Raw genomic sequence first — 12921 nt, forward strand, 5'->3', positions numbered from 1 at the left:
GCGGGTGCGGGTGCGGGTGCGGGTGCGGGTGCGGGTGCGTCCACTGAGGACGCCTCACAGCCCGGGCCGACGCCTCTCGTCGGCACCCGGCCGAGGAAAGCTAGGCCGCGTCCAGGGTCGGAACGATGATCTCGCGGTACAGCAGCAGCAGCGACGCGACGATCGGGATCGCCAGCAGGGCCCCCGCGACGCCGAGCAGCAGCGCGCCGCAGAGCGCGCCCAGCACGACCATCACCGGCGGCACGTTCAACGACCGGGAGAACAGTCGCGGCTGGACGAGGTAGGCGTCCATCTGCTGGTAGGCGATCAGGGTGATCAGGGTGATCAGCGCGGCGTGCGGCGAGACGGTCAGGGCGACGAGCGAGCAGATGATCAGCCCGATCGACGAGCCGACCGCCGGGATCGCGGCGAGCATCCCGACCAGCATCGCCAAGGCGAGCGAGTAGCCGCCCAGCCCGGTGAAGTTCGTCACGGCGAACGTGACGCCGAACCAGAGGGCGACGACGAGGGTCATGCCGGTGAGGTAGCCGCCGATCCGGTCGAGGATCTGCTGGGCCAGATACCGCGCCCGCGGCCGCTTGGACGCCGGCGCCAGCTCCACGAGCGTGTTCTCGATCGCGGTCGCGGACGCCAGGAAGTACAGCGTCAGGATGATCGTCATGAACGTCGAGAACACCCCGTTCGCGACCGCGGTGCCGGCGCCGACGATCCCGCCGAAGAGGTCGTTGACCCAGCTCCCCGACGCCACGAACGCGCTCACGCGGTCGATCACGTGGAACTGGGCGTCCCAGCGGGCGACCGCCGGGTTGGTCTGGAGTTGATCCAGCACCTGCGGCGCGCTCGCTGTGAGGCCGGCGAGCTGGCTCGCCACGAGCGGGACGATGATCCACACGCCCGCGACCACGAGCGCCAGCACGACGATCCCGATCAGCGCGAGCGCGAGCGCGTGCGGGACGCCCCTCTTGACCAGGGATTTCACCACCCGGTTCATGCCGAGGGCGATGAACATGGAGAAGCCGACCAGGATGATGATCTGCTTCAACTGCATCAGCGCCAGCACGAGCCCGAGGGCCACGAGGAGGCCGAGCCCGCTGAAGAAGCCCTTCCGGAACGCGCGGGCGTCGCGGGCGACGTGACGCTGCTTGGCCCGCTCGTCCGGTGGGACGGCGGGCAGCGGCCCGGCCGTGTTCTCGGGTGGCTGCACCCTCACCTCCTGTTGTCGGGGCCGTCGCGCGACCGCGCTGCGGCTGCCAGCGATCATGCCCCCATCGGGGGTGAAGTCGGCACGATCCAGGGGGTGGGACGCCGCGGGCGCCCGTCGCGCCCCTGCGGGCGCGCGGGTGGTCCGGTGCCCCCGCGCGGCGGCGGTGGATCCCTGGGAGACGAACGCCCACCCCGACGACGGAACCCCTCGAGGGCGGCCCTCTCCTCGACGACGGACGCCTCCGACGACGGACGCCCCCGCCCAAGTGGGGCGGGGGCGTCCGAAGCGGATCCGGCGGCGGGCCGGATCAGGAGGGGTACTGAATCACTGCGCGTCGAGGTCGAGTTCGATGAGGCCCGCGATCTCGTTGACCGCCTCCTCGTTGTCGGACTCGACGGTGACCTCGGTGCCCTTGCTGGCGCCCAGGGTCATGATGAGCAGCGACGAACCGGCGTCCACTTCGTCGCCGTCGGCGACGCGGAGGGTGATCTCGTCGTCGTACTTGCCGGCCGCCTCGGAAATGATCGCGGCGGGGCGGGCGTGCAGGCCGACGGCGGAACCGACGGTGACGGTCTTGCTAGCCATGGGTGTAACTCCTTCGTTGGGTTGGACGGGGCCTATTTTGCCGTAGCCGCTTCAGCTTTGGCGTCGGCGATCTTCTTGTTTTGGTTCAGCTGCTTCAGGAGCACGACGAGCGCGCAGGCGACCACCATGCCCGCGACGATCGCGATGAGGAACCCGAGGAAGTTCTGGATCGCGAAGAACACGAAGATGCCGCCGTGCGGGGCCCTGCTGCCGACGTTGAGCGCCATCGAGATCGCGCCGGTGACCGCACCGCCCGCCATCATCGACGGGATCACGCGCAGCGGGTCCGCCGCCATGAACGGGATCGCGCCCTCAGAGATGAACGACAGCCCGAGCAGCCAGGCGGTGCGCCCGTTCTCGACCTCGGCCTCGCTGAACACCTTCGGCCGAAGCATCGTGGCCAGCGCGAGCGCCAGCGGGGGCATCATGCCGGCGGCCATGACCGCGGCCATGATGTGGAAGGACGCCTCCGTGTTGGCCGCGAGCCCCGTGGTCGCGAACAGGTAGGCCGCCTTGTTGACCGGGCCGCCGAGGTCGAAGCACATCATGAGCCCGAGCACGACGCCCAGCAGGATCGCGGAGCCGCCCGACATGCCGTTCAGCGTGTTGGTGAGACCCGTCGTGATCGCGGCCAGCGGAGCGCCCAGCAGCAGGTACATCAGGCCGCCGGTGATCAGCGTGGTGACGAGCGGAATGATCACGACCGGCATCAGGCCCGCCAGCCAGCGCGGTGCCTTGAACGAGCCGATCCACAGCGCGATCAGACCGGCGATGAGGCCGGTGACCAGGCCGCCGATGAAGCCGGCGCCCAGCGTGACCGAGATCGCACCGCCGGCGAAGCCGGGGGCGATGCCCGGACGCCCGGCGAGGCCGAAGGCGATGTAGCCCGACAGCGCCGGCACCAGGAAGCTGAACGCCGCCTGGCCGACGAGGAACACCACCGAGCCGAGGTATAGAGCCGGCCCCGCGCCCCAACCGGCGTGGAAGACCAACTGCGCGGTGTTGGAGTACGACGCGCACTGCTCGGCCGTGACGCCGGAGGCCCATGCCGGCAGAGCGCCGCAGTCGGGGGCCAGACCGATGCCGTAGCCGCCCAGCAGGAAGCCGAGGGCGATCAGCAGGCCGCCGGCGGCCACGAACGGGATCATGTACGAGACGCCCGTCATCAGGGCCTGCTGGATGCGCTTGCCCCAACCCAGCTTGTCGCCCTCGCTGCCGGACGCCCCGGCCGCCGCCCCCGCGTCGCCGGTGACCCGGCGGGCGTTCGGGTTCTTGGCGGCCGCGAGGGCCTCCTCGATCATGACCTTCGGTTCGTTGATGGCGCGCTTCACGCCCGACTCGATGACGGGCAGGCCGGCGAACCGCTCACGATCCCGGACGCCGACGTCGGTCGCGAAGATCACGGCCGCGGCCGACTTGATGACGTCGCCGGGGATCGGCTCGACGCCGCCCGAACCCTGCGTCTCGACGCGGATGTCGACGCCCATCTCCTTCGCCGTGTTCGACAGCGAATCGGCCGCCATGTAGGTGTGCGCGATGCCCGTCGGGCACGCGGTGACGGCCACGAGGTGCTCGCCGGCGGGCGCGCCCGACGCGGCCGGGGCGGCGGCAGCGGAGGATCCCGCGGACGCGCCGGCCGCTCCTGCCGCGGCAGCACCCGCGGCGGCCGGCTTGTCGGCGGCCGGCTTGGGGTCGAGGACGTCGTCGACCAGCGCGACGATCTCCTCCTTCGACGTCGCCGCGCGCAGGGAGGCGAGGAAGTCCTTGCGGACCAGCGCCCGCGCGAGCTTCGTCAGCAGCTTCAGGTGGTCGGCGTCCCCGTCTGCGGCGGCGGCGATCATGAAGACGAGGTCGGCCGGGCCGTCCTTCGCGCCGAAGTCCACCTTCGGGTCGAGCCTCGCGAAGGCCAGGGAGGCCTTGCTCACGGCGGCGGACCGGCAGTGGGGGATCGCGAACCCGCCGGGAAGCCCGGTGGCGGCCTTGCCCTCGCGCGTCAGGACGTCGGCCTTGAGGCCCGCGGCGTCCGCACGACCGGCGTCCTGCACCAGTTGCGCGAGCGACCCGATGACGTCTTCCTTGGTCTGGCCGAGATCGGCGTCCAGGGCGACGAGATCCGTCGTCATCAACTTGTCGGAACTATCCATCTCTCTTCCCTTGTCAGGCGGTGGGGTGCTTTACAGAACGCGCCGGACGTCGGCTCGCTCGGGGTGAATATCGTCGGGACGGGGGAGGGAGGTCCCCGGCAGGCCGGCCGCGCCCGACCCGTAGGACGCCGCGGTGCGCAGGCAGCCGTCCGGCGTCTCGCCGCGCACGGACGCCAGCACGAAACCGGCGACGGAGGAGTCGCCCGCGCCGACCGTGCTCTTGACCTCGACCTTCGGCGCGGTCGTGTACCAGGCGCCTTCCGCGGTCACGAGCACCGCGCCCGCGCCGCCGAGGGTGACCATCACGTTCGCGATGCCGCGGGCCTGCAGCCCGCGGGCGGCCTCGACGATCGCGTCCACGTCGCCGGCCTCCGCGGACGCCTCGAACGCCGCCGCGTCGCCGCCGGTGAGCTGGGCGAGCTCGTCGCTGTTCGGCTTGATCAGATCGAAGGACGCCTCCGGCAGCCCGTCGAGGAGGGCCTCCAGCGCGGCGTCGGAGGTGTCGACGGCCACCTTGCAGCCGAGCGGCTTGAGCGCCTTGACGAGCTGGGCGTACCAGTCGGTGGGCGCGCCGGGCGGCAGCGAGCCGGACAGGATCGCCCAGTCGGCGTCCGCAGCCCGGGCGATCAACTCGTCTTGGGCCGCCTGTACCTGCTCGGGCGTGAGCGTCGGGCCGGGCTCGTTGACCTTCGTCGTCGTGCCGTCGGGCTCGGTGATGGCGGTGTTCGTGCGCACCCGGATGCCGCCCTGCACCACCCGGCACGCACCCGGCAGGCCGCTGGCGACCAGCTCGGCGTTGAACGCCTCGTCGGTGATCGCGAGGACGGCGACGGCCTGCTCGCCGGCGTACGCGAGGACGCGGGCGACGTTGATGCCCTTGCCCCCGGCCTGCACGGTGGCGTCGGTGGCCCGCTGCACCTCGCCGCGCTGGAGCGGCTCGGCCAGCGAGATCGTCTTGTCGATGCTGGGGTTGGGCGTGAAAGTGACGATCATGCGAGGACAACCTCGATTCCTTGGTCGACGAGTGCGGAGTGATCGGCGGTGGGGAGCGACTTGTCGGTGACGATGACGTCGACCTCGGCGAGGTCGGCGAATCCGACCAGATAGTCGCTGTTGTACTTCGAGGCGTCTGCGAGGGCGACCACGGTGCCGCCTGCCCGGACGATAGCCGACTTGACCTCGGCCTCGCTGGGATCTGGAGTGGAAAGGCCCTGGCGCAGGCTGAAGCCGTTCGCGCCCACGAAGCTGACGTCGACGCGGAGCCGGCGGATGGCGTCCACCGTCGCCGAACCCACCGTCGTGTGGGTCACTCCACGGACGCGACCCCCCAGCATGTGGACGCCTTCCACCCCCCGCGCGGCGAGGGAGCCGGCGATGAGCACCGAGTTCGTCACGATCGTGCCGACCTGCCCCGGGACGAGCAGTTCGGCCAGCCGGGCCGTCGTGGTGCCGCCGTCGAGCAGCACCGTCGTATCGTCCCGCGTCGGCAGGAACGACAGCGCGGCGCGCGCGATGCGCGCCTTTTCTGACATGCGCGACGTCTCGCGGAGGGCGACGCCGGCCTCGGTCAGCCGGATGCGGCCGGCGGGGACCGCCCCGCCGTGGACGCGGTCGATGCTGCCCGCGCTGGCGAGGGTCTCCAGGTCGCGCCGAACGGTCTCGGGGGTCACCTTGAACCGACGCGCGAGGTCGGCGACGCCGACGCGCCCGCGCTCTTGCGCGAGCAGCACGATCGCGTGTTGACGCTCCTCGGCGTACATTCGGCACCATCCTTCGTCGGCACTGACCCGCGCGGCAACTCCACGCAACCAAATGTCTCTAAACGTTGTTTTACACCCGTTTTTGTGGATGTGCAAGAGGGCGGGCGGCGGCGATGACATGATTCGTATCGCGCGCGACGAGTCGTCGCGGTCTCGAGGAAGAGGACAGTTATGAGCAACGACCAGACCGTCAGCGGCACCGGAGTCGTCTCGGGTTTCGCGTACGCCCCCGCCGCCTGGACCAAGCCCAGGCCCGTGCTGCCGAAGCGCATCCATGACCGCGTCGTGCCCGACGAGGAGCGCGAGGGCGAGGTCGAGCGCTTCAAGGCCGCGACCACGATCGTGGCCGGCCGCTTCACCGAGCGGGCGTCGTCGGCCACGGGCGTGGCGGCCGAGGTCCTCGGCGCGACCGCCGCCCTCGCGAAGGATCGCGGGTGGCTGCGCGCGGCGCAGAAGCTCATCAAGGGCGGCCAGTCCGCGGAGGCGGCCACCGAAGGCGCGACCGATCAGTTCGTCGCGATGTTCCAGCAGGTGGGCGGGCTGATGGCCGAGCGCACCACCGACCTCAAGGACATCCGCGACCGCACCATCGCCCAGTTGCTCGGCGAGCCGGAGCCGGGCGTCCCGGCCCCCAGCAGCCCGATCGCCCTCCTCGCCGACGACCTCGCGCCGGCCGACACGGCGGGGCTTGACCCCGAGTTGGTGCTGGCCCTGGTCACGCGCCTGGGCGGCCCCACGAGCCACACCGCGATCCTCGCCCGGCAGCTCGGCATCCCCTGCATCGTCGCCGTGACCGAGCTCGCGAAGGTGCCCGAGGGCACCCCGGTGCTGGTCGACGGCACGCTGGGCACCGTCACGATGGGCGTCGAGCCCGGCGACGCGCAGCGGCTCATCGAGGCCGACTCGGCGCGGCGCGAGGCGATCCGGACGTGGACCGGCCCCGGCCGTACCGCGGACGGCGTGGAGGTCGACCTGTTGGCGAACGTCCAAGACGGCGCGGCCGCGCGGCGGGCGTCCGGAACCGAGGCCAACGGCATCGGGCTGTTCCGCACCGAGATGTGCTTCCTCACCGCCCAGACCGAGCCGTCGACCGCCGAGCAGGCGAAGATCTACGGCGAGGTGCTCGCGGCGTTCCCGGGCAAGAAGGTGGTCATCCGCACCCTGGACGCCGGCTCCGACAAGCCCGTTCCCTTCGCGAACCACGAAGACGAAGAGAACCCGGCCCTCGGCGTCCGCGGGATCCGGCTGGAGAAGACCAACGCCGGCCTGATCACGCGCCAGCTGGACGCCATCGCCATGGCCGGCGAGGACAACGACGCGTCCCCGTGGGTCATGGCCCCCATGGTCGCGACGCTGGAGGAGGCGCGCGACTTCGCGGCGGCCTGCCGCGAACGCAACCTCAAGCCCGGGATCATGGTCGAGGTGCCCGCCGTCGCCCTGCTGGCCGACGACTTCCTCAACGAGGTCGAGTTCTTCTCCATCGGCACGAACGACCTGACGCAGTACGCGATGGCGGCCGACCGCATGTCGTCGCCGCTGGCGACCCTGACCGACCCGTGGCAGCCGGCCGTCCTCAGCCTGATCCACATGGCCGCGCAGGCGGGCCAGCGGGCGGGGAAGACGGTCGGCGTCTGCGGCGAGGCCGCGGCCGACCCGCTGCTCGCGTGCGTCCTGCTCGGGCTCGGCGTCACCTACCTGTCGATGGCGACCACCGCGATCCCGGCGGTCGGCGTCCAGGTGGGGTCCGTGACCATGCAGCAGTGCCAGGACGCCGCCGCGCAGGTGCTGCGCGCCGGCTCGGCGTCCGCGGCGAAGGCCAAGGCGGCCGAGCTGCTCGGCTGAGGCTTGGGGGTGGGCGGCCGATGAAGCCGCCCACCCGCCCGTGGAATAGTGGCGCACCCCTCCGCGTTAGGTTAGTTGAAATCGCAATTACCTAGGAGTGGCAATGCAGTTCGGGATCTTCAGCGTCAGCGACGTGACCACGGATCCGACGACCGGCCGGACGCCGACCGAACACGAGCGCGTGCTCGCGGAGGTCGCGATCGCCAAGAAGGCCGAGGAGATCGGCCTGGACGTCTTCGCGATCGGCGAGCACCACAACCCGCCGTTCTTCAGCAGCTCCCCGACGACGACGCTGGCCTACATCGCGGCGCAGACCACGCGGCTGATCCTGTCGACGTCCACCACGCTCATCACGACGAACGACCCGGTGAAGATTGCCGAGGACTACGCGATGCTGCAGCACCTCTCCGGCGGCCGCGTCGACCTCATGATGGGCCGCGGCAACACCGGCCCGGTCTACCCGTGGTTCGGCAAGGACATTCGCGACGGGGTCGCGCTGGCCATCGAGAACTACGCCCTGCTGCGCCGGCTGTGGGACGAGGAGGTCGTCGACTGGAAGGGCCGCTTCCGGACGCCGCTGAACGGCTTCACCTCGACGCCCCGACCGCTGGACGGCGTCGCGCCGTTCGTGTGGCACGGGTCGATCCGGACGCCGCAGATCGCCGAACAGGCCGCCTACTACGGCGACGGCTTCTTCCACAACAACATCTTCTGGCCGATGAGCCACACGAAGCAGATGGTCGCGCTCTACCGCCAGCGCTTCGAGCACCACGGCCACGGTCCGGCCGACACCGCGATCGTCGGGCTCGGCGGGCAGTTCTTCATGCGGAAGAACTCCCAGGACGCCGTGCGCGAGTTCCGCCCGTACTTCGACGTCGCGCCGGTCTACGGCTACGGCCCCAGCCTGGAGGAGTTCACCGCGGAGACGCCGCTGACCGTCGGCTCGCCCCAGCAGGTGCTGGAGCGCACGCTGTCGTTCCGCGACGAGGTCGGCGACTACCAGCGCCAGCTGTTCCTGATCGACCACGCCGGGCTCCCGCTGAAGACCGTGCTCGAGCAGCTCGACCTGCTGGGCGAGATCCTGCCGGACCTGCGCGCGGGCTTCGCCGCCGGACGCCCCGCGCACGTCCCGGACGCCCCGACGCACGCGAGCCTGGTGGCCGCGCGGGCGGCGTCCGGATCGGAGCAGACCGGCTCCACCGCCCAGAACGACCACGGCGGACACGCCGTCGACGACGTCACCGGGCGTTCGCCGTACGAACTCGAGGAGTCCCGTTGATCATCACCGTTGTCACGGCGGGCATGAGCACGCCGTCGTCCACGCACCTGCTGGGGGAGCGGCTCGCGAAGGCGACCGCGGACCGGCTGGAGGCGTCCGACCAGGCCGTCGAGGTGCGCACCGTCGAGGTGCGCGAGCTGGCGTCCGACCTGGTGAACTTCCTGGGGACGCGCGTCCCCTCGGCGCGGCTGCGCGAGGCGTTCGACGCCGTCGCGCAGGCGTCCGGGGTGATCGCCGTCACGCCGATCTGGAACGCCTCGTACTCGGGGCTGTTCAAGCTCTTCTTCGACGCGCTGGAGGAGGGGTCGCTGAAAGGGCGTCCGGCGCTGCTCGCGGCGACCGGCGGCTCGGCGCGGCATTCGCTGGCCATCGACTCCGCGCTGCTGCCGCTGTTCTTCTACCTCAAGGCGACCGTGGCCCCGACGGCCGTGTTCGCCGCGACGGAGGACTGGGGCTCCGACGAATCGGGGCTCGACCGGCGCATCGAGCGCGCGGGCCGGGAGTTCGCCGACCTGGTGGCGGCCACGCCGGCGCCGGAGGCGTCCGACGAGTTCGCGGTGGTCGACTTCGAGCAACTGCTGCGCGGCTGAGGCCGCGCGTAGGGGGTGGGGCGATCGCCCCACCCCCTGCTTGCCTACAGGATCGGCACCCGCGCCCGGACGTCGGGCACGAGCGCCAGGTCCACGTCGCTCACGAGCACCCCGGACGCCGCGGCCAACCGTCCGCGGACGCCGCCCAACGGGTCGACGACCGCGCTGCGCCCGATGCCGAGCGGATCCGCGCCGGCGGGAGGCGTCCAGGCCTGGTCGCAGGCGACGAGCCAGGCCTGGGCGTCCAGGGCGCGGGCGCGCACGAGGAGATCCCACTGTTCGGCCTTGCCAGGACCCTCTCCCCACGACGCCGGCACGCACACCAGCTCCGCCCCCGCGCGGCCGAGCGCGGTGAACTGGTCCGCGAAGCGCAGGTCGTAGCAGGTGGCCAGACCGATCGTCGTGCCGAGCGCGGCGAACGTGACGACGTCGTGCCCCGCCTCGACCGTGTCGGACTCGCGCGAGCCGAACGCGTCGTAGAGGTGGATCTTGTCGTAGGACGCCTCCGTCCCGGCCCCCGTCGCCAGCAGCGTGTTCCGGACGCGCCCGTCGGACGCGGGCGTGAACATGCCGACGACCAGCAGGACGCCGAGCTCGGCCGCGAGGGACCGGACGCCGTCGGCGAACCGCCCGTCGAGCGGCTCCGCGACCGCCGCCAGCGGCGTCGAGAAGTTCGCGTGGGACGCCTCCGGGCAGACCACGAGCCGGGCGCCGGCCTCGGCGGCCGCGCGGGCGGCGTCCCGGATGACGCTGAGATTCGCGCCCGGGTCGTCGGTCGAGGAGAACTGGGCCGCCGCGACCCTCAGGCTGGTGCTGTTCATGGCTGTCCTTCGTGTGCTGGCTTTTGTTGTATACATGCGGTGTGACCCGGGCATCGGGGCGTGATCGCGCCTATGAGCATCTTCGCGGACGCTTGCTGTCCGATCCGTCGCTCGTGGGCACCTTCATCAACGAGGCCGAGCTGGCCGAGACCGTCGGCGTCTCCCGGACGCCGGTCCGCGAGGCTCTGCTGCTGCTCTCCGCCGAGGGGCTGGTGCAGCTCGTGCCGAACCGCGGCGCGTTCGTGCCGCCGCTGAGCCCCGACCAGGTGCACCAGGTGCTGCAGGCGCGGGCCGTCATCGAGAGCTGGGCCGCCGGCGAGGCGCTGCGGAACCTCAAGGTGCCGCTGGCGAGCATGCAGGCGTCCCTGGATCGGCAGGCGGCCCTGCCCGAGGACGCCGACCCGAGCGAGTTCATCGCCGCCGACCGCGACTTCCACGAGGCGCTCGTGATCGCCGGGGGCAACGAGGTCATGACGAAGATGTACGAGACGGTCCGGTCGCGGCACGTGGTGATCGGCCTCGCCGCGATCCTGCGCGACCGCGAGAGCCGCCTGGACGTCGTCGCCGAGCACCAGGGCATCATCGACGCCCTGGCGTCCGGCGACGAGGAGCGCAGCAAGCAGGCCATCCGGTCGCACCTGCTGCGCACGGCCACCCGGCACGCCCGGGCCTGAGGGGACGCCGCCGGCGTCCGGGGACGCGGGGGAGTCGGCCGGGGCGTCCGGCGAGGCCGGATCACTGCTCGGCGGCGGCCTCGTCGAACTCGTCGACGACCGCGCGGCCCATCGCCAGGCCGATCAGGGTGATCACGCACGCGCCGGCGATGTAGCCGGCCATCGCCCAGCTGTTCTGCCCGTTCGCCCAGAAGAGGGCGAACATCGTCGGCGCCAGGCCGCCGGCGAAGATGCCGGCGAACGTGTAGGCGAGCGAGCTGCCGGTGTAGCGCAGGCGCGAGCTGAACTGTTCGGCGATGTGGGCGGCCTGCGGGGCGTACATGAACGAGTGGAACATCAGGGCGACGATGACGCCGGCCAGCGCGAGCCCGAAGCTGCGCTGCTCGTGCAGCATGCCCACGAAGATGAAGGCCCAGATGGCGCCCAGCACGGCGGCGACCGCGTACTGGAGGCGTCGGTTGATGCGGTCGGAGACCCAGCCGGCGAACGGCATGGTGAAGATCTGCAGGAACCCGGCCGCCATCGTGCACGTCAGCGCCTGCGTGTTGGTGAGCCGGCTCGGCCCGTTCTGCAGCCACGTGATGACGTAGACGGCGAAGAACGCGTACAGCACGTCGGGCCCGAACCGGGTGAGGATCGCGCCGAGCAGCGCCCGGCCCTGCGTCCGGAAGACCTCGGTGACGGGGGCCTTCGGGGCCTCGCCCTTCTCCATGATCGCCTGGAAGACGGGGGTCTCCTCGAGGCGGTGGCGGATCCACAGGCCGAACCCGACGAGGATCAGCGACAGCCCGAAGGCGAGCCGCCAGCCCCACGCCAGGAACGTCTCGGCCGGCATCGCCGCGGTCATCCCGACCAGCAGCAGGTTCGCGAGGAAGCTGCCGAGCGGGACGCCGGTCTGTGCGGCGGACGCCCACAGCCCCCGCGTGCCCGGCTTGGCGAACTCGCTGGAGAGCAGGACGGCGCCGCCCCACTCGCCGCCGACCCCGACGCCCTGGAGGAACCGCATGAGCACGAGCAGGATCGGCGCCCACACGCCGACCTGGGCGTAGGTGGGCAGCAGGCCGATGGAGAAGGTGGCGACGCCGATGAGCAGCAGCGTCCAGACGAGGACCTTCTTGCGCCCGATGACGTCGCCGAGGCGTCCGAAGAAGACGCCGCCCACCGGGCGGGCGACGTAGCCGGCACCGTAGGTCATGAAGGCCTTGATCATGTCCATGCGCGGGTCGGTGCCGTCGAAGAAGAGCCGGCTGAAGACCGTGCCCGTCACGGCGCCGAAGAGGGCGAAGTCGTACCACTCCAGGGCGGTTCCGGAGAGGCTGGCGGTGAACGCCTTGCGGAGGTTCCGGCGCTCCTCGACGTTGTGGCTACCGCGGGACGTCGTGCTCATCAGCGGTCCTTTCACTCTTGAAGTGCGGCCAATACTGGTTGTATACAAGGTGTCTACGCAAGGGGTTCCTGTTAACGAAGGGTTGCAGCATGGCTCGGTTCCAGCTTGTCGGAGGCGGATCGGTCGATGTCGACATCGCCTATGCCCTCAACGGCGGCTACGCCGGACGCGACACGGAGCAGGTCCAGCACCACATCGACGAGCTCGCCGAGCTGGGCGTCCCGGGCCCGCAGCGCATCCCGACGCTGTATCCGCTCGCGGCCACGCTGGCGTCCCAGGGCACCCAGGTGCAGGTGCCGCACCGGCAGACGTCCGGGGAGGCGGAGTGGGCGCTGATCGTGCCGACGGACGCGGCGTCCGCCGACGACTACCTGCTGACCGCCGCCTGCGACCACACCGACCGCGCCCTCGAGGTGCACGGCGTGGCCTGGAGCAAGCAGTCGGCGCCCGACTTCCTCGGCGACGTCGCCTGGCGCTGGGGCGACGTCAAGGACGCCTTCGACGGCTTCACCCTGCGCGCGTGGGTCGGTCCGGGCGCTGAGGAGGGCGGCGGGGACCTGATCCAAGACGGGACGCCCGCGCAGCTGCTGCCGCCGGACTACTGGACCGAGAAGCTCGGCGACGCCGGCCTCCTC

12 protein-coding genes are annotated in these 12921 nt (G+C 71.4%); 5 read left to right on the forward strand and 7 right to left on the reverse strand.

The genetic code is table 11. The features are described from left to right. Window positions 1–100 precede the first annotated feature (100 nt). The 5 genes from WMJ97_RS11395 to WMJ97_RS11415 all read right to left on the reverse strand — a co-directional run bounded on the left by WMJ97_RS11395 (window position 101) and on the right by WMJ97_RS11415 (window position 5693). The gene (locus tag WMJ97_RS11395; RefSeq protein WP_347349117.1) at window positions 101–1204 is read right to left on the reverse strand and encodes an AI-2E family transporter; all 1104 of its coding nucleotides are present in this window, start codon (window positions 1202–1204) and stop codon (window positions 101–103) included. A 324-nt stretch (window positions 1205–1528) separates the two neighbouring features. After that, entirely contained in the window at window positions 1529–1789 is a 261-nt protein-coding gene (locus tag WMJ97_RS11400; RefSeq protein ID WP_347349118.1) for an HPr family phosphocarrier protein, read from the reverse strand. A gap of 32 nt (window positions 1790–1821) precedes the next feature. Then, window positions 1822–3933: a fructose-specific PTS transporter subunit EIIC gene (locus WMJ97_RS11405; protein WP_347349119.1), complete on the reverse strand. Its 2112-nt coding sequence runs from the start codon at window positions 3931–3933 to the stop codon at window positions 1822–1824. A 30-nt stretch (window positions 3934–3963) separates the two neighbouring features. Continuing rightward, window positions 3964–4926 carry a 1-phosphofructokinase family hexose kinase gene (locus tag WMJ97_RS11410; protein WP_347349120.1) on the reverse strand — a complete coding sequence of 321 codons (963 nt, stop codon included), beginning with the start codon at window positions 4924–4926 and terminating at the stop codon, window positions 3964–3966. After that, window positions 4923–5693 (reverse strand): DeoR/GlpR family DNA-binding transcription regulator, encoded by a 771-nt coding sequence (locus tag WMJ97_RS11415; RefSeq protein WP_347349121.1) that lies wholly within the window; start codon window positions 5691–5693, stop codon window positions 4923–4925. The genes WMJ97_RS11410 and WMJ97_RS11415 overlap by 4 nt, the downstream gene beginning before the upstream one ends. A 171-nt stretch (window positions 5694–5864) precedes the next feature. On the opposite strand from WMJ97_RS11415, the gene ptsP reads away from it, so the two are divergent. The 3 genes from ptsP (at window position 5865) to WMJ97_RS11430 (ending at window position 9404) form a co-directional block, all read left to right on the forward strand. Beyond that, window positions 5865–7535 (forward strand): phosphoenolpyruvate--protein phosphotransferase, encoded by a 1671-nt coding sequence (ptsP, locus tag WMJ97_RS11420; RefSeq protein WP_347349122.1) that lies wholly within the window; start codon window positions 5865–5867, stop codon window positions 7533–7535. Window positions 7536–7638: 103 nt separating this feature from the next. Then, window positions 7639–8814, forward strand: coding sequence for an LLM class flavin-dependent oxidoreductase (locus WMJ97_RS11425; protein WP_347349123.1), 1176 nt, complete (start codon window positions 7639–7641; stop codon window positions 8812–8814). Continuing rightward, on the forward strand, window positions 8811–9404 hold the full coding sequence (locus tag WMJ97_RS11430) for a CE1759 family FMN reductase (RefSeq protein WP_347349124.1): 594 nt from the start codon (window positions 8811–8813) through the stop codon (window positions 9402–9404). The genes WMJ97_RS11425 and WMJ97_RS11430 overlap by 4 nt, the downstream gene beginning before the upstream one ends. Window positions 9405–9448: 44 nt before the next feature. Here WMJ97_RS11430 and WMJ97_RS11435 read toward each other — a convergent pair whose 3' ends face one another. After that, window positions 9449–10225, reverse strand: a complete 777-nt coding sequence (locus WMJ97_RS11435; RefSeq protein WP_347349125.1) for a nitrilase-related carbon-nitrogen hydrolase — start codon at window positions 10223–10225, stop codon at window positions 9449–9451. A 41-nt stretch (window positions 10226–10266) separates the two neighbouring features. On the opposite strand from WMJ97_RS11435, the gene WMJ97_RS11440 reads away from it, so the two are divergent. Then, entirely contained in the window at window positions 10267–10899 is a 633-nt protein-coding gene (locus tag WMJ97_RS11440) for a GntR family transcriptional regulator (protein ID WP_347349126.1), read from the forward strand. Window positions 10900–10960: 61 nt separating this feature from the next. Here WMJ97_RS11440 and WMJ97_RS11445 read toward each other — a convergent pair whose 3' ends face one another. Then, window positions 10961–12286 (reverse strand): MFS transporter, encoded by a 1326-nt coding sequence (locus tag WMJ97_RS11445; RefSeq protein WP_347349127.1) that lies wholly within the window; start codon window positions 12284–12286, stop codon window positions 10961–10963. A gap of 89 nt (window positions 12287–12375) precedes the next feature. On the opposite strand from WMJ97_RS11445, the gene WMJ97_RS11450 reads away from it, so the two are divergent. Continuing rightward, window positions 12376–12921 (forward strand): DUF2848 family protein (locus WMJ97_RS11450; protein ID WP_347349128.1); only part of this gene is annotated, 546 nt, incomplete at its 3' end.

Source organism: Nigerium sp., from assembly GCF_039811905.1.
Taxonomy (GTDB): Bacteria; Actinomycetota; Actinomycetes; order Propionibacteriales; family Propionibacteriaceae; genus Propioniciclava.

Coding starts and splice junctions, on each gene's coding strand:
- WMJ97_RS11425 (WP_347349123.1), top strand. CDS start 7,639: ATGCAGTTCGGGATCTTCAGCGTCAGCGACGTGACCACGGATCCGACG.
- WMJ97_RS11410 (WP_347349120.1), bottom strand. CDS start 4,926: ATGATCGTCACTTTCACGCCCAACCCCAGCATCGACAAGACGATCTCG.
- WMJ97_RS11415 (WP_347349121.1), bottom strand. CDS start 5,693: ATGTACGCCGAGGAGCGTCAACACGCGATCGTGCTGCTCGCGCAAGAG.
- WMJ97_RS11400 (WP_347349118.1), bottom strand. CDS start 1,789: ATGGCTAGCAAGACCGTCACCGTCGGTTCCGCCGTCGGCCTGCACGCC.
- WMJ97_RS11405 (WP_347349119.1), bottom strand. CDS start 3,933: ATGGATAGTTCCGACAAGTTGATGACGACGGATCTCGTCGCCCTGGAC.
- WMJ97_RS11445 (WP_347349127.1), bottom strand. CDS start 12,286: ATGAGCACGACGTCCCGCGGTAGCCACAACGTCGAGGAGCGCCGGAAC.
- ptsP (WP_347349122.1), top strand. CDS start 5,865: ATGAGCAACGACCAGACCGTCAGCGGCACCGGAGTCGTCTCGGGTTTC.
- WMJ97_RS11435 (WP_347349125.1), bottom strand. CDS start 10,225: ATGAACAGCACCAGCCTGAGGGTCGCGGCGGCCCAGTTCTCCTCGACC.